This window comes from Aeromonas sp. QDB39, assembly GCF_027707585.1.
In the GTDB taxonomy this organism is placed as follows: Bacteria; Pseudomonadota; Gammaproteobacteria; order Enterobacterales; family Aeromonadaceae; genus Aeromonas; species Aeromonas hydrophila.
On sequence record NZ_JAPCIV010000011.1, the window covers coordinates 77,733 to 97,749 of the forward strand.

Consider the following 20,017-nt stretch of genomic DNA (forward strand, 5'->3'; position numbering starts at 1 on the left):
CGGGGCTAAGTGCTCAGAGCTCAGGGCGCCAGCGTCAATACCCGCACCCACATGGCCCCTTCGCCCACCGGCTGGCGTGCCTGCAGGGTCAGGGCGCCGCTGGCCGGATCGATGCGGTGCAGCGCCAACTGGTGGGAGGCTTGCCCTGCCGCCAGTAGCCAGCGGCCCTGCCCGTCGATGGCAAAGCCGCGCGGCATGGTTTCGGTGGGGAAGTGGCCGACCACGCTGAGCTCGCCATCTGGCGCAATGGCGAACTGGGTCAGCAGGCTGCTGGCCCGCTCGCTGCTGTAGAGAAAGCGTCCATCCTGCGTCACGTGTAGATCTGCGCCCCAGTACTCCCCCTGATATCCGGCGGGCAGCATCTCCAGACTCTGGCACAGTGTGATGCCGCCATCGGCGCTGTGTCGGTAGCGGTTGATGGTGCAATCGAGCTCGTTCAGGCAATAGAGGTCGCCATTGCTTGGATGCAGCGCCAGATGGCGCGGGCCGGCGCCGCTGGCGGTCTGCAGATCCCCCAGCGGATGGGGGCGCAGCCGACCCTCCCGGCAGAGCACGAAGCGGCGGATACGGTCCTCCTTGAGGCAGGCGACCAGCACCTCCTGCTCGCCCTGGCCATCGGCGGCCAGCAGGGTGACCGAGTGGGCGGCCTGCAAGCCGTCGAGCTGCTGGTGGGGCGGTGCTGCCCGACTGGTGCTGCCGATGGCGGAGACGGTGACGTGATTGAAGGCATAGGATGCTGCCAGCAGGAAGCGGCCGTCGGCCGAGATGGCGGTGTGGGAGGCGCTGCCCGCCAGCGGCGCCGAGCCCGGCTCGCTGAGTCGGCCATCCACACCAATCCGGTAGCTGATGAGCGCAAAATCGGGCCGCACGGCGGCATGGAGCCAGTGTCCGTCCGGGCTGATCACCAGCGGCTGGACCTGGCCCGGGGTGTCGACCACCTGCAATGGCGCGAGCTCCCCGTGCCCGGCCAGGGCGAATACATGGATTTGCTGGCTGGCGGGACTCGCCACATAAACGACCTGCTGCATCTGCTCTCTACTCCTTGTCATGGGCAACGGCGGTCATCTTATCCTCTTTCGGGCCTGCTCTGGCCTACTCTTTTGCCCGCCCCGGGCAGACCACCTGACGGGCCTTGAGGTGATAGAGCTCCACCTGCGGGTGGCTGAAGAAACCCACTTCCCACGGGTTCTTCTGCACGAAAGCGGCGCGGATGGGTTCGAACAGCGGGTGATCCTGCGGGATCTGGTAGGCATCGGCGGCGATGATGGTGTAGTTCCACTCGATGGCGCGGGTGTAGGTGAACACCGCCCGCGAGTCGATGGCGAAGTGGCAGCGGCCGTCGCGCTTGAGCAACTGCGACTTGAAGGTCTCGGGGAAGGTGATGAAGAAGATATCGTCCTCATCGGAGGAGAGAAACGCCAGCACTGTGGTGTGTGGCTGGGACTGGGCCCGGGTCACCAGCACCCCGATCTTGTTCTCCACTTCGCGCAGGTCAGGCACCGGCAGGCCGGTGAGCGGGGTGACCGGCAGCTCGCGGGCGGGGCGTTCATCGGCCGGATGTTGATAGTCCGGCCGGGCGAAGCCATAGACCACCCGGTTGCCGTACCAGAGCTCGAACTGCAGCGGGGTGACCTGCACCTTGTCCGGGGCGGTTTTTGTTATCACCCCCTTGTAGGAGACGCGGTAGATGCTCAAGGAGGCGTCGTACTCGTCGACCCCGGTGCGGTTGTCCAGATGCAGGGTGATCTTCTCCCCCACCGCCAGCTGGTGCCCCTTGGGAAAGCTCAGTAGCAGCTCGTCGCCGGCCTGGATCTCGACCCCGCAGATGTAGACGCCGGTCTCCTTGCTGGCGGGGTCGACATAGGTGGCGGCCACCCCGAGCAGGGGAGAGCCGAGAAAAGAGAGCAGAGTGGGTTGGGAACTCATTGGCGCACCTTGGCAAATGTGGGGGTTGGCCCCTCAGTGTATCGCGGCCGACCTCGATTGGCAGGTCGGCGAGCAGGGGATAAGCGCTTCAGGCTAGCGGCAAACGGTGTCCCATTCTGGCCGGCACGTCACAAAACCAGCGTAGATGGCTGGCCGCCGACCATAAAAAAGGCCCCTTGCGGGGCCTTCGAATGGCATGGCGTGCTGCCTTAGCCGGGCTGGGCACCCGGCAGGGCGGGAGGCTGGGCGGAGTCGGACTCCACCTTCTGCTCTTCGCCCTTCATGTTCTTGATGTAGACGTCCATCTGGTTGAACGCGATCTCGATGCCGTTGGCCTTGAACAGGGCGTCGATCTTGCGGTTCAGCTCATCCACCGCCGGGTTGCGATCGCCGAGCTCGCTCACGAAGAAGCGCAGCTCGTGATCCAGGGTGCTGGGGCCGAAGGTGAGGAAGTAGACGATGGGGGCCGGGTCTTTCAAGACGCGGCTGTTGTCGTCCGCCGCCTGTTTCAGCAGGGTACGGGTCAGCTCCAGATCCGAGCCGTAGGCCACCCCTACCCGCACGATGACGCGGGTGACGGTGTCGCTCAGTGACCAGTTGATCAGCCGTTCGGTCATCAGCACCTTGTTGGGGATGATCACCTCCTTGCGGTCGAAGTCGGTGATGGTGGTGGCGCGGATGCGGATCTTGGAGACGGTGCCGGAGAAGGTACCGATGGTGACGGTGTCACCGATCCGTACCGGACGCTCGAACAGTATGATGATGCCGGAGACGAAGTTGCCGACCACCTCCTGCAGACCGAAACCGATACCGACCGTCAGACCGGCGGCGAGCCACTGCAGCTTGTCCCACTGCATACCCATCAGGGAGAGGGCGGTGAGGGTACCGACCCCGATCAGCACGTAGTTGAGCATGGTGGTGATGGCGTAGGCCGTGCCCTGGGCCAAACGCAGCTTGGAGAGCACCAGCACCTCCAGCAGACCCGGCAGGTTGCGGGCCAGCGACCAGGCCGCTCCCAGCATGAAGATGGCGGTCAGCACATCGCTCAGGCTGACGGGGTAGAGCACCGCATTGGCGCCGGAGCCCACGCTCTTGTGCCACAGCACCATGCTGTCGAGGTAGGAGAAGACCGCCACCAGATCGGACCAGAGCCAGTAGAAGGCGACGCCGAACACCAGCAGCAGCACGGTGCGGGTCAGACGCAGGGACTGCTGGCTGACATCCTCCAGATCCATGGGCTGCTCTTCGATGGACTCACCCCCTTCCGCATCTTCCGAAGACTTGTGCTCGCGCTTGGCCACCGCACGGCGATAGGCCAGACGGCGGGCCGCCAGCTCCAGCCCGCGCAGGGCGGTACGGTAGACCAGGCTCCAGATGATGATGAGGTAGAAGGATTCGATCAGCCGGCCGGTCAGCTTGAGGGCGGTGTAGTAGTAACCCAGTCCCACCAGCACCATCAGCGCCACCGGTGCCAGCGCCAGGGCGATGGCGGTGATGGACTGCTGCATGCTCGCCTCGCCCTTGATGCGGGCGCGGGAGATGGGGAACACCAGGTAGGCGGCCAGCCCCAGCAGGGCCAGGGTCAGCGCCTGACCCACCACGTCGTTGCCCAGCGATGAGGGTTCTACCACTGCCTTGGTCGACAGCATGATGAGCGGCAGCAAGGGCACCCACAGGTAGCGCATGCTGGTGCGCTTGGCCTGCAGTTCGGCTCTGGCAATGCGGAAATGGGTCTCGGCAATGCCGCCCGGCCTCATCACCGCCAGATAGACGCTGAACACCAGGTAGCCGAGCGCCAGGTTGAGGGTGATCTGGAAAATCAGCTTGGGACTGAGCAGGCCGCAGTAAGTGAGCCAAAGACCGGCGGCCAGAATGAACAGGCTGCCCGGCAGGCGCTGCAGCACGGTAAACAGCAGGGCACGCGGGGTGTGCCACTGGCTGTCCTGGCGAAAACGCCCCAGATCCTTGGTGATCTTCTTCTGCCGCTCCACCAGCGCCGGGCGCTTCCAGATCAGCAGACCGCCCACCAGCAGCAGCGGGAAGGCGAGCAGGGAGACGGGCAGCAGCATCTCGCCCCAGCCGCTCCAGTCCGGTTTCAGCACCCAGTCGGAGGCCTGCTTGTAGGCCTGGGCCGGCCAGTTGATGAACCACTTGCCATCGATGGGCTTGTTGCTGCTCACCCAGAAGATGTGCTGCTGCAGGGTAAATTCGATGGAGGAGTAGATCCGTGCCAGCTGCTGCTGAGTCAGCTGCAGGCTGATGGCGTTGGTCAGCTGGGCATCCAGCTGGCGGTTGAGCTGGTCGAGCAGGCTGATGCGGGTGTCGAGCAGCTTGGAGAGGCTGGTTCTGTCCTCCTCGCTCACCGGCTCGCTGCTGTTCGCGATCAGGTTGTCCAGATACTGGGTCTTCTGGAACAGCTGGTCGCGCTGCTGGCTCAGCTCGAACTGGGCCAGGTGCAGGTCGGCGATCTGCTCTTCCAGGTTCTTCACCAGCGTGGAAGGCGATGACTCCAGCTGCTGGTAGAGCTGGTAGAGAATGCGTGACAGCAGCAGGTTGCCCTTGAGCATCTGCACCTGTTCGTTGAGGTTGCGCTCGGTCTGGGTGCCGCGCTCCAGCCAGCTCTTGGCCTGCAGGTTCTTCTGTACCAGCGAGTTGAGGTTGGTGGTGGCGCTGACCAGCTGCTGGCTGAGCTGATGGTTGAGCTCCTGCTCTTTTTGTACCAGCGGATTGTCATCCGCGGCGACCAGCTCGCCGGTCTGTTCGGCGGTCTTTTCGGTGTCACCGAGGCGCTTGGCACTGCTCTGCTCTTGCAGCAGTTGCAGCTTCTGCTCTTCGCTCGCGAGGCGGGCGCTCTGGTAGTCGCGCTGCTTGACGGCGAGATCCTGCATGCTGGTGCGGTTGTCCAGCTGCTGTTGCAGGTTGGCCAGTTGCAGCTCCTGCAAGGCCAGCTCGGCGCCCAGCTTCATCTTCTCGGCACCGCTCACCCCATCACCGGCGTTGAGGCGGGTACGGATCTCCTGGCTGCGCTGATAGGCGCGGCTCATCAGGGCCTGGGCCCGTTCCGGCAGGGTTTGCAGGCTGGTGATCTGGCTGCCGATGGTGCCGAGGGCTTCCTGGGCATCCTGCATGTTGGCCATGACGTCGGGCTGGCGACTCTCCAGCTCGCTCAGGCTCATGCTGGCGTATTCACTCTTGATCTGCTCGGCACTCTTGTTCTGGGTCAGGGCATCGAGCTTGGCGCTGATGTCCCTGAGCTCGGCCGGCAGAGAGCGGATGCGCTCGCTCTGGCTCTTGGCCTTGCTCTTCTCCTTCTCGATGCTGTCGAGCAGGGTGAGGGTGTCGGTCAGGAATTTCTGGTCGGCCTGCTGGCTGACGGTGAGGGTATCAGACTTGCCAAGGGCATCGAGCGCCCGCTGCACACTGGCACGTGAGGGCACATCCTGCGCCATGGCCTGCGGGGCGCAGAGGCTGACGAGTAAGCAGAGCAGCGGCAACAGGGTGGCCGAGGCTCTTTTGAAGCGTGTTGAGAGCATAAAACTTCCGGGTTATTACGCGATATTTGGGAATTTTCCCACTTGGATTAAATCCGCGTGGATTCTAACACCGGGCAGGAATGGGCAGCAGGGGGGCAGATAAAAAAAACGGCGCCCGCAGGCGCCGTTTTCAGCTTGTTCAGTTCCGATTAAAGAACGTGAACAGAAGCGGTGTTGGTGGTGCCGCTCGGTACCAGGGCACCGGAGACCATGACAACCACGTCACCCTTCAGACCCATGCCGCTGGCCAGCGCCGCTTCTTTACCGATGCGATAGAAATCGTCGGTGGAGGCGATGCTGTCAACCACGTGAGCAACCACACCCTTGGTCAGTACCAGCTGGGCAGCGGTCTTCTTGTTGGTGGTGATGGCCAGGATCCAGGCTTTCGGGAAGTACTTGCGGATGGCCTTGGCAGACTTGCCGCCTTCGGTGGCAACCACGATCAGCGGGGCGTCCAGCTTCTCGGAGGTCTCTACCGCGCCTTTACATACGGCTTCGGTGATGCGCAGCTTGTTGCTGTCGTTGGCAGCAGACAGGTTGGACGGCATCACGGCATCGGTACGCTCGCAGATGGTGGCCATGATGGTCACGGCTTCCAGCGGGTATTTGCCCTTGGCGGACTCACCGGACAGCATGACTGCGTCGGTACCGTCCAGGATGGCGTTGGCCACGTCGCCGGCTTCGGCGCGGGTCGGACGCGGGTTCTTGATCATGGAGTCCAGCATCTGGGTAGCGGTGATGACCACTTTGCGGGCTTTGTTGCACTTCTCGATGATCATCTTCTGGGCGAAGATAACTTCTTCAACCGGGATTTCGACACCCATGTCGCCACGAGCAACCATGATGCCGTCGGAAACAGCCAGGATCTCGTCGAAGTTGTCCAGGCCTTCCTGGTTTTCGATCTTGGAGATGATCTGGATGTTCTCGCCACCGTGGGCTTTCAGGTGCTCACGAATTTCCAGCACGTCTTCTTTCTTGCGAATGAAGGAGGCGGCAACGAAATCAACGCCTTGCTCGCAACCGAAGATCAGGTCGCGCTTGTCTTTCTCGGCCAGGGCCGGCAGCTTGATGGAGACGCCCGGCAGGTTGATGCCCTTGTTCTCGCCCAGATCGCCGTTGTTCAGTACTTTACAGATGACTTCGCGCTCGGTGATCTCGATGACGTCCAGACCGATCAGGCCATCGTCAACCAGGATGCGGTTGCCGACGCGCAGGTCGTTGGCGAAACCGGCATAGGTCACGGCTACTTTGTCTTTGTTGCCAACCACGGTCTGGTCGGTGGTGAAGGTGAAGGTCTGGCCAGCGACCAGGGCAACGTCGTTGCCGCCTTCCAGCTTGATGGTACGGATTTCCGGACCCTTGGTGTCCAGCAGAATGGCTGCGTGCTTGCCGGTTTCGGCCATGACAGCGCGCAGGTTGCTGATGCGACCACCGTGCTCGGCGTAGTCGCCGTGGGAGAAGTTCAGGCGCATGACGTTCATGCCGGCGTCCAGCATCTTGGCCAGCATTTCTTTGGATTCGGTCTTGGGACCGATGGTGCAGACGATTTTGGTCTTTTTCATGTCAGTCTTCATGGTTAAGGAGTTTCCGCCGTGCAATATACACCAGTTTTTGGATACTTTTTATGATCCAGAAACAACGTTTTGACCAGATAACGTTTTCTTTTCAGGGATAACGTTTTCCTCCTGGCTACTTTTTAGGGCATAAATTAACTGGTCCGCGCAGATTTGGCATAAATGTCGCCATATGTATCTCGGCGCCGGCCCGCCTCGTCAGATGTTGTAAAATGACGATCCCGTCCCGTCATCAAACCGTCATCGGTCCTCGACAAGAATAGACACTCTGCTGCCACCGTAGTGCCGCGAAGAGTGTCGCAAGATGGCCCCTTATCTGTTGCTGTTGTCCGTTGCCCTGCTGGGCGTGCAGGCGCTGCCCGCCAGCTGCTGGCCGGCGGATCCCGCTCCTCGCGATGGCGCGCTGCGCGCGTTCGAGCGCCTTGAAATGCACCAGGCCCAGGCCGCCACGGCCCGCGCGCAGCAAGGCTTGCCGCACCCCAATACCCCGCTTGACGGGGTACATCGACGGTCCTGAGCGGCAGATGCAGAGACACAAGAGGGAGGCCTGGCCTCCCTCTTGTTTTAGGTGCGTCACCTCGCCTTGGCGGCTCAGTTTATCTTGCCCATCTCGATGGCGAAGCTGGTGGCCAGCTGGGCGAACTTGAGGGCGTGGGCAGCCGAGGGATCAGAGTTTTGCAAGGTGTCCTGGGCGGTGTGGATGTTGGGGTTGTAGTCGTTGAAGCGCGACTCGAACGGCATGGCGGCCGGGTAGCCCTGATTGTGCCAGGAAGCGTGATCCGAGCAGCCGTAACCGCAACTGTCATAGCCGTAGCGGATCTGGGGCAGATAGGCGTCGAGCAGCTGGGCCAGATAGCCGGTCAGCCCCTTGTCGGTGTAGTCGGTCATGAAGACGATATCTTCCGCTGAGCCCTGGTAGTTGGTCATGTCCAGCTGCAGCGCCGCCAGTACCTTGGTGTTGGCCGCCTTGTAGCGGGTGGCGATGTCCTTGGAGCCGCGCAGCCCCACCTCTTCCGCCGCATAGCCGATGAACTGTAGGGTGCGCTCCGGCTGGCGGCCCTGCTCGGCGATGACCCGCAGCACTTCGGTCAGGGTGGCGATGCCGGAGGCATCGTCATCGGCGCCGGGGGCCAAGGTGCGGCTGTTGGGGGCCGAGCCCGCGGTGGAGTCGAGGTGACCACCGAGCACCACCACTTCGTCCGGGTAGCGGCTGCCCTTGAGGGTCAGCACCACGGATTGCTGCGGATAGCCGCTGTGCTTGACCCGACTGACGCTGGCCCAGGGCAGGGTGGCGCTCAGGGTCTGCCACTGGCCGGCCACCCAGTCCGCCGACTGCACCCCTGTGGTGGTGGTGTAGTAGCGGTTGCGCCAGCTGGCGAGCTGGCTGATGGTGCCGACTATGTTGCCCTGATCCAGATAGGGCAGCAGCCGGTTGACGCTGGCCCCCTGGGTCAGCGGCGGGGCGCTGAACAGGTTCTGGCTGATGGGCTGGGCCATGCTCTGCAGGGCGTCGGCCAGGGTGCTGTGCACCACATAGCCGCCGCAGCGCTGGTGCCCTTCGTGCATCAGGTGGGAGAGGGTGCCAAGTTCGCTCGCCTCGACCTGGGCCAGCTGGACCGGGGCGCCGCTGGCGCTGAACAGGGGGGCCAGCTTGGCCTTGACCTGCTTGAGCTCGACGCCGCTGTCGGCACCGACCGTGATCCAGACGGGCTCGGCGGCCTGTACGGCGAGGGGCAGCAGGGGAAGCAAGAGGGCGGTCAACAAGGGTTTCATAGCGGATCCTTCCAGAGTGAGTTGCAGGCATGTGTGCCAAGTGGGTGTCATAAGACGACTGGCCCAGTCTAGCCAAGGTAGCTGACCGGCGAATTTGCCCATCTGGCGCGACCCTACCCCCGTCCGGTGGGGGCCGCTGCAGGATCTGCTGTCTACTGCGTCCCGCTGGGGGTAACCGCTGGAGCTTTGTGCTGGCGAGGGGAAGCTGTGCAGCGTGCCCGCCGCAGAGGCGGTGCACAGCCCTGACCTGGGGGGCTGACAAAGGGAGTCAAATTGTGCCATATCGGCGCGAGACGCCGGCGGGCATGGGTGGGGAGGGGCCTGGGTACCCAGAAGCTCGGGTGTAAAAAGAGGCGTAAAAAAGAGGGGCCAAAGCCCCTCTGGTTCACTGGATGGCGGTTTATGCGGTGGCCTGTGCCAGCATGCCGAGGGCTATCTCCCGCTCGCCCATGATCACCTTGTCCGCCCCCTGCTTGGTGAGGAAGCTCACCTCGTCGTCGCTGTGGGCACGGGCAATCACCCGGATCGCCGGGTTGATGAGCTTGGCCTGGGCGATGGCCTCGCCGGCCTCGAAGCTGTTGGGGATGGCCACCAGCAGCCAGCTGGCGTCGGTGATGGCGGCGCGGCACAGCACCTCGTCATCGGCCACGTTGCCGTTGACGTGGGGAATGTCGGCCTGGCGCAGGCTCTCCAGCCGGTGCGGATCCTGCTCGATCACCACCAACTCGCGCCCGGCCTGCTGCAGGCCGCTCACCAGCAGGCGGCCGACCCGGCCATAGCCCACCAGTATGGTGTGGGCCTTCATCTCCACCGCCGGGCATTTGCACTCTGCCAGCACCTTAGCGTTGTCGGCGTCCGGGTGTTTCTCCAGGTAGCGCTCGACGGCGTTGAACACCAGCGGGTTGAGCATGATGGAGAGGCTGGCGCCTACCAGGATCAGGTCACGGGCCCCTTCCGGCACCAGCTTGAGCACGATCGCCAACCCGATGAGGATGAAGGAGAACTCGCCGATCTGGGCCAGGCTGGCGGAGATGGTGAGGGCGGTGCGCCGGCTGTAGCGGAACAGTCGCACAATGGCGTAGGCCGCCGCCGACTTGCCGAACATGATGATGAACAGGGTGGCCAGCACCGCCAGCGGCTCGGTCAGCAGCACCGCCGGGTTGAACAGCATGCCCACCGAGACGAAGAACAGCACGGCGAAGGCGTCCTGCAGCGGCAGGGTGTTGTTGGCGGCGCGGTGGCTCAGCTCGGAGCGGTTCATGACGATGCCGGTGAAGAAGGCGCCGAGGGCGAAGGAGACGCCAAACAGCTTGACCGCGCCGAAGGCGATGCCGAGCGAGCAGGTCAGGACCGCCAGGGTGAACAGCTCGCGCGAGCCGGTGCTGGCGGTGTGGGCCAGCAGCCAGGGAATGAAGCGGCTGCCCACCACCATCATCAGCGCCACGAACAGGCTCACCTTGCCGAGGGTCCAGCCCAGATCCAGCGCTATGCTCTGCCAGCTCAGGGTCTGCTCGCCGAACTGGATGTCCGCAATGATCGGCAGCATCACCAGCGCCAGCACCATCACCAGATCCTCGACGATAAGCCAGCCGATGGCGATGCGCCCCTGCAGGGTTTCTAGATTCTGGCGGCTCTCCAGCGCCCGCAGCAGCACCACAGTACTGGCGGTGGAGAGGGCGAGGCCGAACATCAGGCCGGCGACCGGATCCCAGCCCAGCAGGGAGGAGAGCCCCATGCCGAGCAGGGTGGCGACCGCGATCTGGGCGATGGCGCCGGGGATGGCGATCCGCTTCACCGACATCAGATCGCGGAAGGAGAAGTGGAGCCCCACCCCGAACATCAGCAGGATCACCCCCAGCTCCGCCAGCTCGGGCACCAGCTTCATGTCGGCCACATAACCCGGGGTGAAGGGGCCCGAGATCACCCCAGCCGCCAGATAACCCACCATGGGGGAGATCTTGAGGCGCTGGGCAAACATGCCGAGGATGTAGGCCAGCACGAAGCCGCCGACCAGGGTGGTAATCAGGGGAAGGGAGTGGTCCATGTCGTCACCTCGCTAATGGCAGTCAGGGGGCTACCAGATCACCGCGCGGGCGAAGAGGGCAGCTGTCAATGAGCAGGGGGCGAAAGAGACAGATGCTGGCCGCATGCACAGAGGGTGTGTCTGGGGGACAACAGTTGCCGTTTCTGTTGAAAAATAATACGTTTTTGGTAGAAAAACAATATTTATCCACATTTAAGACTTAATTTGCGATTAAAACTGTATAAGTGGCTGTTTTGAGGTGAAAGCGCGCTTCTCTGGCGGTCAGGCTGGCAACAGTAATCAATCGGTGATGGTTTTTCTGGTCGCAGCTGGAGGAGGGAGGAGCACAAAAAAGCGGCCGGTCGGCCGCTTCACTGCGTGGGGTTCCGAGTGCAGATGTAGCCGAGCTCACTGGCCCTTGGCGATCCCCTCCCGGCGCGGATCGGCGGCGCCAAGCCAGCCATCGGCGTTGCGCTGCACGCCCTGCAGGCCCGAGGTCTGCTCGCTCAGCACCACCTCGTGCCCCTTCGCCTTGAGCGCCTCGACCACCGCGGCCGGGGTGCGGCCCGCCTCCAGCTCGGTGGGACCGTTGCGACTGCCGAAGTTGGGCAGATTGATCGCCTGCTGCAGGTTGAGCCCCCAATCCTGGGTGCCCAGCAACGTCTTGCCCACGTAGTTGATGATGGCGGAGCCCCCCGGCGAGCCCAGGCTCATCTCCAGCTCGCCGCTGCTCTTGTCAAACACCAGCAGGGGGGACATGGAGGAGCGCGGCCGCTTGCCCGGCTCCACCCGGTTGGCCACCGGCAGCCCGGCGGCGTCCAGCGAGGTGAAGGAGAAGTCGGTGAGCTGGTTGTTGAGCAGGTAGCCGTTGACCATCAGCCGCGAGCCGAAGCCGTCTTCGATGGAGCTGGTCATGGAGACCGCCATCCCCGCCTTGTCGACGATGGAGACGTGGCTGGTGGAGGGGAGCTCAGGGGTAGCATCCTGGCCGCGAGCCGGCGCCAGCGGCGGGGTGCCCGCTTTGGCCAGGCCCATGGAATGCTCGCCGATGAGGGCGCCGCGCCGGGCCAGATAGTGCTTGTCGAGCAGGCCGCTGACGGGGACCGCCACATAATCGCTATCCGCCACGTACTGGTTGCGATCGGCAAAGGCGAGCCGCGCCGCCTCGCTGTAGAGGTGGATCGCCTCGGCGGAGGCGACCGGCTGGCCCTGCTCCCCTTGCACCGGCTTGAGGGCCGCCATGTCGCGGCTCTCCAGCATGCCGAAGATCTGGCCGAGTGCAATGGTGCCGGACGAGGGGGCCGGGAAGCCGCACACCCGGCTCTGGCGATAGTCAAAGCAGAGGCCGTCGCGCAGCTTGGCGCGGTAGCTGGCGAGATCGACCGCACTCAGCACCCCGGGGTTGGTCGGGTGGGCGTGCACCTTGGCCACCATGGCCTCGGCCAGCGGGCCGCGATAGAAGGCGTCCGGCCCCTGGCTTGCCAGGGTTCGCAGTACCTTGGCCAGCGCCGGGTTGGTCAGTCGGGTTCCCGCCGCTTTGGGGCTGCCGTCGGCCTGATAGAAGTAGGCCCGTGCGTCCGGGTCCTTGGCAAGGTAAGGGTCCTTGGCCAGCAGCGCGGCCAGCCGCGGGCTTATCACGAATCCCTGCTCCGCGAGGGTGATGGCGGGCTCGAACAGCGCAGCCCACGGCAGCTTGCCGTAACGCTGGTGGGCCAGCGCCAGCGCCCGCACCGTGCCGGGGGCGCCCACCGAGCGCCCGCCCACCACGCCGTCGTAGAAGGCCATCGGCTTGCCATCCTTCATGAACAGCTGATCGGTAGCGGCGGCGGGGGCCGTCTCGCGGCCATCCACCGCCGCGACTTTCTGGCCATCCCACACCAGCATGAGGGAGCCGCCACCGATGCCGGAGGATTGCGGCTCCACCAGGGTCAACACCAGCTGCACCGCGATGGCGGCATCCACCGCGCTGCCACCGGCCTGGATCATCTGGTAGCCCGCTTCCACCGCCAGCGGGTTGGCGGCAGCCACCATGAAGTCGCGGCCTTGCCAGCCTTGTTTGTCCTGCCAGCCGCTGGCGGCCTCCGGCGCGATCAGGGTGTGGGCGGGGGGAGTTTGCAGGCTCTGCTGAGCGGCGCAGCCGGCCAGCAGTGCGAGGGCGATGGCCAGCCCCAGTGGTTTGCGCAACATGACACTCTCCTTGTCTGTTTTATGAGCATGAGTGGTGGACTATGTCACGATTGGCGCTAATGGCTCAAGTTGTTGAATCAGATCAACAAGTTACTCATCTATCAACAAGTCACGCCGGCGTACGTCCATAAAAAAACCGCCCGGAGGCGGTTTTTTGCAATCAGGCTGAGCCAAGTCGCTTAGATGGACTGCTCTTCACCGCCCAGGGCGGCAAACAGGGCCGGGATGAACTGGGCCAGCTCGGCGGTGACCAGGGCGAAGTCGGCATCCAGACGGGCGGCCGGATCTTCGCTGGTGACGTCATCGTTCTGCTCGCGCAGCTCTTCGCTGAATTTCAGGCGCTTGATGGAGAGATCGTCCCCCAGCACGAAGCTCAGGGTTTCGCCCCAGTTGAGGGCCAGCTTGGTGACCAGCTTGTCGTTGGCTAGGTGGTTCTTGATCTCGTCCGTCATCAGATCCTGCTGCTTGCAGCGGATGATGCCGCCGTGCTCCATGGCGCTGCGCAGCTCGGCCTCGTCCTCCAGGGTGAAGGAGGCGGGCAGGTTGCCCTCGTTCAGCCACTCGGTCATGGTGATCTCGGGCGGGTTCTTGAGGGCCACCGGTACCACCGGCAGGGTGCCGATGGATTTGCGCAGCAGGGCCAGCAGGTCGTCCGCCTTCTTGGCGGAGCCCGCGTCCACCACCATCAGGTTGTCGGCCGGATTGATCCAGGCGAAGGTCTGGCTGGTGCGGCTGAAGGCGCGCGGCAGCAGGGTGTGGAGGATCTCCTCCTTGAGCGCTTCCTTCTCTTTCTTCTTGAGGGCGCGGCCCTGCTCGAACTCGATCGCTTCTACCTTCTCCGCCAGCATCTCCTTGACCACGGTGCCGGGCAGCATCTTCTCTTCCTTGCGGGCACAGATGAGGATGTGGCCGGCGGCGGAGTGGGTCAGGGTGGAGCCGAATTTGCCAAGGGGCTTGACCCACCCGAACCGGGAGATGTCCTGGCTGCCGCACGGGGTGAAGGCACAGGCTTCCAGCTGGGTTTCCAGCTGCTCGACGGTCAGCTCGAAGGGGCGGGTAAAGCGATAAATCTGCAGGTTTTTAAACCACATGGCGTCCTCGGTCTCATAGATTGTCCGGCGGGCATTGTACTAGAGAGGCGCTTTGTGATCAGCCAATCATTCTTGTTAAATAAAGGGCGATCGACTTCACAGGGAGTCATATTCGTCCCCAAAGCCGTCATCAAACTCCCCTAGACTGCGGATGTTCAGGTTGTTAACAAGGATACCAATATGCTGAGGGCGAGTCGGTCCGACGACATGGACGAGATCGTCGAAATCTGGTTGCTGGCCTCCCTGCAGGCCCACGACTTTGTCGATGCCTCCTGCTGGTGGCAGGCTCAGGAAGATCTGCGCACCCGTTATCTCGATCACGCCCGCATCTGGGTGTTCGAGGAGCGCGGCGAGCTGCTCGGTTTCATGGCGCTGGTGGATGACTACCTGGCGGCCCTGTTCGTGCGCCCCGACCGCCAGGGGCGGGGGGTGGGCCATGCCCTGCTGCAGGAGGCCAAATCCAAGGGGGCCCGGCTGCATGCGCGGGTGTTCGTGGAAAACGATCTGGCGGTGCGCTTCTATCGTCGCCACGGTTTCGTGATCGAGGGGGAGGTGGCCGATCCCCTCACCGGCCATCCCCAGTACCAGATGTGCTGCGAGCCCGCCTGAATCTGCCGGCCGCGCCGGGTATGGCTTGAAAAAGGGGAGGCATATCCTCATCTTGTCTGCATCGGGTGCCGCTGACACCTCCTCCATACGAGCCGTTTTTCATGAAGATCCTGCATACCGCCGACTGGCATCTTGGCCATCAACTCCATGGCCACGATCGCCGTTTTGAACACGATGCCTTTCTCGACTGGCTGGCCGACACCATCAAGCGCCGCGACATCGACGCCCTGCTGGTGGCGGGCGACCTGTTCGATACCGCCAATCCTCCCGCCAGCGCCTGGCAGCAGCTCTACCGCTTTCTGGCGCGGCTGCGCGCCGAGCACCCGGCACTGGAGATGGTGCTGATCGGCGGCAACCACGACTCTCCCTCCAAGCTGGATGCCCCCCACGAGCTGCTGCGCGCCTTCGACCTGCATCTGGTGGGCAGCATCAGCCGGGACGACGAGGGGCGCCTCGAGACCGAGCGCCTGCTGGTGCCGCTGCGAGGCAAGGATGGTGAAGTGGCCGCCTGGTGCGCCGCCGTGCCGTTTCTGCGCAGCAGCGATCTGCGCCCGGAAGGGCTCAGCGAGGGGCAGGACAGACTGATCGAAGGGGTACGCCAGGTCTATGAGGCGGTGCTGAGCGAGGGGCGTGCGCGCTGCAATCCGGATCAGGCCCTCATCGCCATGGGCCACGCCTATCTGGCGGCGGGCCAGCTCTCCGAGCTTTCAGAGCGGCGGGTGCTCGGTGGCAACCAGCATGCTCTGCCTGCCGAGCTGTTTGCCGCCGCCGACTACACGGCGCTGGGTCACCTGCATCTGGCCCAGAGCCCGGCCGAGGGGGTGCACTACAGCGGCTCGCCGCTGCCGCTCTCGCTGGCCGAGGCGAACTACAACCATCAGGTGCTGGAGGTGACGTTTGAGGGGGGCAAGCTGGCCCGGCTTGAGCGGATCCCGGTGCCCCGCGCGGTGGAGATGATCCGGCTGCCCCAGAGCGGCCTCGGCGAGGCGCTCCAGGCCATCGAGGCGCTGGACCTGCCCGCTTGCCCGCAGCAGGCGCAGCCCTTCCTCGAGGTGCGGCTGCTGTTGCCCAAACCCGAGGCCCGCATCCGCGAGCGCGTGCTGGCCGCCATCGGCGACAAACCGATGCGCCTTGCCCGCATCACGACCAGTTATCAGGGCTCAGGCCAGGGGCTGGCGGATGGTGCCGGCCAGCGCCGGCTGGATGAGCTCTCCCCCACCGAGGTGTTTCGCCTCTGCTATCAGCGTCAGTTCGACGGGGAGCCGGAGGCCGAGCTGGTGGCGTCGTTTGAAGAGATCCTGGAGCAGGTGAAGGAGTCCAGCCAATGAAAATCTTGTCGCTGTCAGGGGAGAATCTGGCCAGCCTGACCGGTCAATTCACCATCGATTTTGCCGGTGGCGCTCTGGGGGCCGCCGGCCTGTTTGCCATCACCGGCAATACCCGGGCTGATGGGGGCAAGAGCACGCGCGATATCGGGTCGGTATGGATGGAGGCGTGTGGCGTATGAAGATCCTCTCTTTGAGTGGTGAGAACCTCGCCAGCCTGACCGGTCAATTCACCATCGATTTTGCCGGTGGTGCCCTGGGGGCCGCCGGCCTGTTTGCCATCACCGGCAATACCGGCGCCGGCAAGAGCACCCTGCTCGATGCCATCTGTCTGGCGCTCTACGACGAGATGCCACGCTTTATCGCCAATCGCAAGAACGTGGCCGAAGTGGGCCGCATGGATGACGAGGAGAAGCTCAAGGCCAACGACGTGCGCGGCATCCTCAGCCGCGGTCACGCCAGCGGTTTCGCCGAGGTGCAGTTTCGCGGCTGTGACGGCCGCATCTGGCTGGCCCGCTGGGCGGTACGCCGTGCCCGCAACCGCGCCGAGGGGCGCTTTCAGGCCCAGGAGCGCAGCCTGACCGACGTGGCATCGGGCCAAGTGTTCAGCGGCAGCAAGCGGGAGCTGCAGGATCGCATCGACGAGCTGGTGGGGCTCTCCTGGGAGCAGTTTCGCCGCGCCGTCATCCTGCCGCAGGGGGAGTTTGCCGCCTTCCTCAAATCGAGCGCCGACGAGCGTTCGGCCCTGCTCGAACGGATGACCGGCACCGAACTCTACTCCGCCATTTCGATTCAGACCCATGAACGGGCGCGGGAGGAGCAGCAGAAACTGGCCGCCATCAGCCAGCGGCTCGGCGATGTGGCGCTGATGGACGAGGCGACCCGCGAGCAGTGGGTGAGCCAGCAGGCCAGCCTGGCCACCAGCCTCAAACACGAGCAGCAGCAGCAGCAGCTGATGCAGGACTTGCGCGATCTCAACGGCCGCATTGCCGCCCAGTTGCAGGCCTGTCAGGAGGGAGAGGTGGCCCTTGCCGCGGCCGAGGCGGCCCACGGTGCGGCCGCCCCCGATCGCGAGGAGTTCGCCCGCGCCGAGCAGGCCCAGGTGGCCCGCGCCGATCACGACGAGCTGGCCCGCCTCACCCTGGAGGTGCAGCAGCAGGAGAAGGCGCTGGCCGAGCTTGGTCCCGAACTTGGCAAGCTGGAGGAGCAGACCCAGCAGAGCGCCCTCACCGAACAGCAACTGCTGGCGGAGAAGATCGCCGCCGAGCGCGAGTGGGGCGCCCTGCAGCCCGAGCTCAAACGGGCGCAGGAGCTCGACACCCGCATTCGGGAAAAGCAGCAGCAACTGCAGAAGATCCAGCAGGAGGGGGCACAGGAGCGGGAGGTGCAGCTCACCCTGGAGCAGGGCTGGCGCCAGCAGCGCCAGCAGGTGGAGCAGCTCAAGGCCCAGCACCGGCAGTGGGGGGCCTGGCTTGAGGAGCACAAGGAGCTGGCGCCGGTGGCCCGCCAGTGGCAGCCCCTGCTCACCGCCATGCAGGATTGGGCCGAGGATGCCGACAGGCTGCAGCAACTGCTCACCCTGCGCGAACACAAGCTGCGCGCCCTCAGGCAGTTGCAACATCAGCTGGAACAGGGGCAGCAGGAGCGCGACTACTGGCAGCGCGAGCAGGAGCGACTGCAGCAGCAACAGCACGAGCTGCAGGAGCAGCAGTGGGAGGGGCGTCTGGCCAAGGCGCAGGAGCAGTGGCAAGGGCAGACCGAACAGCTGGGCCAGCTGCGCCAGCTGCTGGAGCTGGCCGACTATGGCCGCAATCACGGCGAGCAGCATGGTCGCCTGCAGCAGGAGATCGCCCAGCTGGAGCAGGCGCTCGGCAAGCTGGCCATCCTCGGCGACGAGCTGACGCCGGCCCGCGAGCGGCTCGCCCTGCAACGGGACGAGGCGCGCCATGCGCTGGAGCAGTCCCGCGCCATCGCCAGTTTCGAGCAGCATCGCCACATACTGCGCGATGGTGAACCTTGCCCGCTCTGCGGCGCCGAGGAGCACCCCTATCACCAGAGCCAGCCACAGGTGGCCGGCATTCTGGGCCAGCTGGCGGAGCGCGTCCGCAGCCTGGAGCTCGAGTGGGAGCGGCTCAATCACCAATACATTCAGTGCGAGAGTGAGCGCCAGGAGCTGGCCCGCCAGCTGGCGGTGCGCCAGCAGCATCTGCCTGAGCTGGAGACGCGCGCCGAGCAGCTCACCCAGCGCTGGCAGCAGCTGGGCGGTGCCGAGCTGCTGGGCCATCCGCTGCCGCTGCGTCAGAGCCCGATCGAGTGGAACGAGTTGATGAATACCCTGCTCGGCCGCGGCCAGAGTCTGGAGCAGGGGCTGGCCCGCAGCCAGCAGCAACTGCGCGAGGCCCAGCAGGGGCAGCAGCAGTTGCAGGCGGTACGCCAGCAGCTGAGCCAGCTGGCCAGTCAGCACCAGCAGTTCGAGCAGCAGTGGCAGGAGGCCGACCGCCAGCGCATCGCCCTGGAAGGGGAGGTGAAGGCGATGGGCGAGCAGGAAACGACCCTGCGCCAGCGCCTTGAGCAGGGGGGCAGCCGGCTCGACGAGCAGATGGGAGGCCAACCCTGGCGTCAGTGGCTGGGCAGCCAGCAGTGGCATGAGTGGCAGCGGGCCTGCGAGGCCTGGCTGCACGGTCAGAGCGAGTGGGAGCGGCTGACCGGCGAGATTGCCAGCCTCACCCCGGCCCTGAGCGCCCAGGAGGCGCGCCTGCAGACCCAGCGCGAGCTGCTGCACAAGCTCGAGCGCGACTACAAGGAGCATGAACAGCAACGGCAGGGGCTGGTCACCAGCCGTGCCACCTGTCTGGGGGGCGAGGAGATTGCCCTGGTCGAGAGCCGCTGGCAGCAGCGGCTGCAGCAACTGGCGAGCGAGCTGGAGACGATGCAGGGGGCGGCCCGCGCCTTGCGCGAGCGCCAGACCGAGCTCAAGACCCGTCTCAGCCATCTGGAGCAGGAGAAACAGGTGAGCAGCCGGCGGCGGCGGGAGGTGCTGGGGCGCTGGGCTGCCCACGCCAGCAGCTTCGGCATCGCCGAATATGACCTGCGCCGCCTGCTGGCCATGAGCCCGGATGAGCTCAAGGCGCGCCGCGCCGCCTTGCAGGCGCTGGAGGATGCCCGTGCCGAGGCGCGTACCCGTTTGACCGAGCGGCAGCGGGCGCTGGCGTTGGAGGAGAGCAAGCGGGATCGTTACCGCGAGCACCACCCCGAGCTGGCCGCGTTGGCGCCACAGGAGCTCGACAGCCGGCTGACGGCGCTGGAGGCGCACTGCCGCGCCCTCGACGAGCAGCTGTTCCAGTGCAAGAGCACGCTGGCCCAGGCCGAGGCGGCGGCCCTCAAGGCGGGCACCTTGCAGGAGGAGCTGGCCGCCCAGCAGGCGGTGGCTGATCACTGGCAGCGCCTATCCGACCTTATCGGCTCGGCCAGCGGCGCCAAGCTGCGCACCTTCGCCCAGAGCCTCACGCTGGAGCGGCTGCTGCTGGAGGCCAACGCCCAGCTCGCCGAGCTCTCCCCCCGCTATCGACTGGAGCGGGTGCCCGGCACCGATCTGGCGCTGCAGGTGGTGGATCTCGACATGGGGGACGAGGTGCGCTCGGTGGATTCCCTCTCCGGCGGTGAAAGCTTCCTGGTATCGCTGGCGCTGGCGCTGGCCCTCTCCAGCCTGTCGTCGCGCCAGACCCAGGTCGAATCGCTGTTTATCGATGAGGGCTTCGGCACCCTGGATCCCGACAGCCTGGATCTGGCGCTCTCCAGCCTTGATTCCCTGCAGGCGGCCGGCCGCCAGATCGGGGTTATCTCCCACGTGCAGACCCTGGTGGAGCGGATCGGCGTGCAGGTGCGGGTGGAGGCCCTCGGCGGTGGCGAAAGCCGGGTGGTGTTGCCCGGATGACGATGTGTCGCCCATGACCATCCATGAACAAACAGGCCCCTG

Annotated in this window: 12 protein-coding genes and 1 pseudogene; 5 read left to right on the top strand and 8 right to left on the bottom strand. The window is 64.9% G+C overall.

Going from position 1 to position 20,017, the window contains the following annotated elements; translation table 11 throughout:
• Positions 1-20 precede the first annotated feature (20 nt).
• The 4 genes from pgl to pykF all read right to left on the bottom strand — a co-directional run bounded on the left by pgl (position 21) and on the right by pykF (position 7,021).
• On the bottom strand, positions 21-1,028 hold the full coding sequence (gene pgl, locus PG899_RS08360) for a 6-phosphogluconolactonase (protein ID WP_270697335.1): 1,008 nt from the start codon (positions 1,026-1,028) through the stop codon (positions 21-23).
• 64 nt (positions 1,029-1,092) lie between these two features.
• Positions 1,093-1,926, bottom strand: coding sequence for a hypothetical protein (locus PG899_RS08365; RefSeq protein ID WP_270697336.1), 834 nt, complete (start codon positions 1,924-1,926; stop codon positions 1,093-1,095).
• Positions 1,927-2,135: 209 nt separating this feature from the next.
• The gene (mscK, locus tag PG899_RS08370) at positions 2,136-5,459 is read right to left on the bottom strand and encodes a mechanosensitive channel MscK (RefSeq protein WP_190283989.1); all 3,324 of its coding nucleotides are present in this window, start codon (positions 5,457-5,459) and stop codon (positions 2,136-2,138) included.
• A 149-nt stretch (positions 5,460-5,608) separates the two neighbouring features.
• The gene (gene pykF, locus PG899_RS08375) at positions 5,609-7,021 is read right to left on the bottom strand and encodes a pyruvate kinase PykF (protein WP_010633307.1); all 1,413 of its coding nucleotides are present in this window, start codon (positions 7,019-7,021) and stop codon (positions 5,609-5,611) included.
• A gap of 316 nt (positions 7,022-7,337) precedes the next feature.
• Between pykF and PG899_RS08380 the strand changes: the two genes are divergently transcribed.
• Positions 7,338-7,550 carry a hypothetical protein gene (locus PG899_RS08380; protein WP_190283990.1) on the top strand — a complete coding sequence of 71 codons (213 nt, stop codon included), beginning with the start codon at positions 7,338-7,340 and terminating at the stop codon, positions 7,548-7,550.
• A gap of 74 nt (positions 7,551-7,624) precedes the next feature.
• On the opposite strand, the gene PG899_RS08385 is transcribed toward PG899_RS08380, so the two are convergent.
• The 4 genes from PG899_RS08385 to rdgC form a co-directional block, all read right to left on the bottom strand.
• Positions 7,625-8,806, bottom strand: coding sequence for a M28 family metallopeptidase (locus tag PG899_RS08385; protein ID WP_024944172.1), 1,182 nt, complete (start codon positions 8,804-8,806; stop codon positions 7,625-7,627).
• A gap of 400 nt (positions 8,807-9,206) precedes the next feature.
• Positions 9,207-10,850, bottom strand: coding sequence for a YbaL family putative K(+) efflux transporter (gene ybaL / locus PG899_RS08390; protein ID WP_017409102.1), 1,644 nt, complete (start codon positions 10,848-10,850; stop codon positions 9,207-9,209).
• A 387-nt stretch (positions 10,851-11,237) separates the two neighbouring features.
• Positions 11,238-13,016 carry a gamma-glutamyltransferase gene (ggt, locus tag PG899_RS08395; RefSeq protein ID WP_190283991.1) on the bottom strand — a complete coding sequence of 593 codons (1,779 nt, stop codon included), beginning with the start codon at positions 13,014-13,016 and terminating at the stop codon, positions 11,238-11,240.
• Positions 13,017-13,195: 179 nt separating this feature from the next.
• The gene (gene rdgC / locus PG899_RS08400; RefSeq protein ID WP_011706841.1) at positions 13,196-14,107 is read right to left on the bottom strand and encodes a recombination-associated protein RdgC; all 912 of its coding nucleotides are present in this window, start codon (positions 14,105-14,107) and stop codon (positions 13,196-13,198) included.
• 180 nt (positions 14,108-14,287) lie between these two features.
• On the opposite strand from rdgC, the gene PG899_RS08405 reads away from it, so the two are divergent.
• From PG899_RS08405 to PG899_RS08420, 4 genes and pseudogenes are all read left to right on the top strand, one after another.
• The gene (locus tag PG899_RS08405) at positions 14,288-14,716 is read left to right on the top strand and encodes a GNAT family N-acetyltransferase (RefSeq protein WP_011706840.1); all 429 of its coding nucleotides are present in this window, start codon (positions 14,288-14,290) and stop codon (positions 14,714-14,716) included.
• A 101-nt stretch (positions 14,717-14,817) separates the two neighbouring features.
• A complete protein-coding gene (locus PG899_RS08410) occupies positions 14,818-16,044 on the top strand; it encodes an exonuclease SbcCD subunit D (protein WP_190283992.1) in 1,227 nt (408 codons plus the stop codon).
• A pseudogene (locus tag PG899_RS08415) lies at positions 16,041-16,181 on the top strand (exonuclease SbcC); the annotation flags it as partial. The gene PG899_RS08410 and the pseudogene PG899_RS08415, both read left to right, overlap by 4 nt.
• A gap of 38 nt (positions 16,182-16,219) precedes the next feature.
• Positions 16,220-19,975 carry an AAA family ATPase gene (locus PG899_RS08420; RefSeq protein WP_190283993.1) on the top strand — a complete coding sequence of 1,252 codons (3,756 nt, stop codon included), beginning with the start codon at positions 16,220-16,222 and terminating at the stop codon, positions 19,973-19,975.
• Positions 19,976-20,017 lie beyond the last annotated feature (42 nt).

What these genes read in the sequence shown, in the direction of transcription:
- pgl (WP_270697335.1), bottom strand. Translation starts at nt 1,028, where the DNA reads ATGCAGCAGGTCGTTTATGTGGCGAGTCCCGCCAGCCAGCAAATCCAT.
- PG899_RS08365 (WP_270697336.1), bottom strand. Translation starts at nt 1,926, where the DNA reads ATGAGTTCCCAACCCACTCTGCTCTCTTTTCTCGGCTCTCCCCTGCTC.
- mscK (WP_190283989.1), bottom strand. Translation starts at nt 5,459, where the DNA reads ATGCTCTCAACACGCTTCAAAAGAGCCTCGGCCACCCTGTTGCCGCTG.
- pykF (WP_010633307.1), bottom strand. Translation starts at nt 7,021, where the DNA reads ATGAAAAAGACCAAAATCGTCTGCACCATCGGTCCCAAGACCGAATCC.
- PG899_RS08380 (WP_190283990.1), top strand. Translation starts at nt 7,338, where the DNA reads ATGGCCCCTTATCTGTTGCTGTTGTCCGTTGCCCTGCTGGGCGTGCAG.
- PG899_RS08385 (WP_024944172.1), bottom strand. Translation starts at nt 8,806, where the DNA reads ATGAAACCCTTGTTGACCGCCCTCTTGCTTCCCCTGCTGCCCCTCGCC.
- ybaL (WP_017409102.1), bottom strand. Translation starts at nt 10,850, where the DNA reads ATGGACCACTCCCTTCCCCTGATTACCACCCTGGTCGGCGGCTTCGTG.
- ggt (WP_190283991.1), bottom strand. Translation starts at nt 13,016, where the DNA reads ATGTTGCGCAAACCACTGGGGCTGGCCATCGCCCTCGCACTGCTGGCC.
- rdgC (WP_011706841.1), bottom strand. Translation starts at nt 14,107, where the DNA reads ATGTGGTTTAAAAACCTGCAGATTTATCGCTTTACCCGCCCCTTCGAG.
- PG899_RS08405 (WP_011706840.1), top strand. Translation starts at nt 14,288, where the DNA reads ATGCTGAGGGCGAGTCGGTCCGACGACATGGACGAGATCGTCGAAATC.
- PG899_RS08410 (WP_190283992.1), top strand. Translation starts at nt 14,818, where the DNA reads ATGAAGATCCTGCATACCGCCGACTGGCATCTTGGCCATCAACTCCAT.
- PG899_RS08420 (WP_190283993.1), top strand. Translation starts at nt 16,220, where the DNA reads ATGAAGATCCTCTCTTTGAGTGGTGAGAACCTCGCCAGCCTGACCGGT.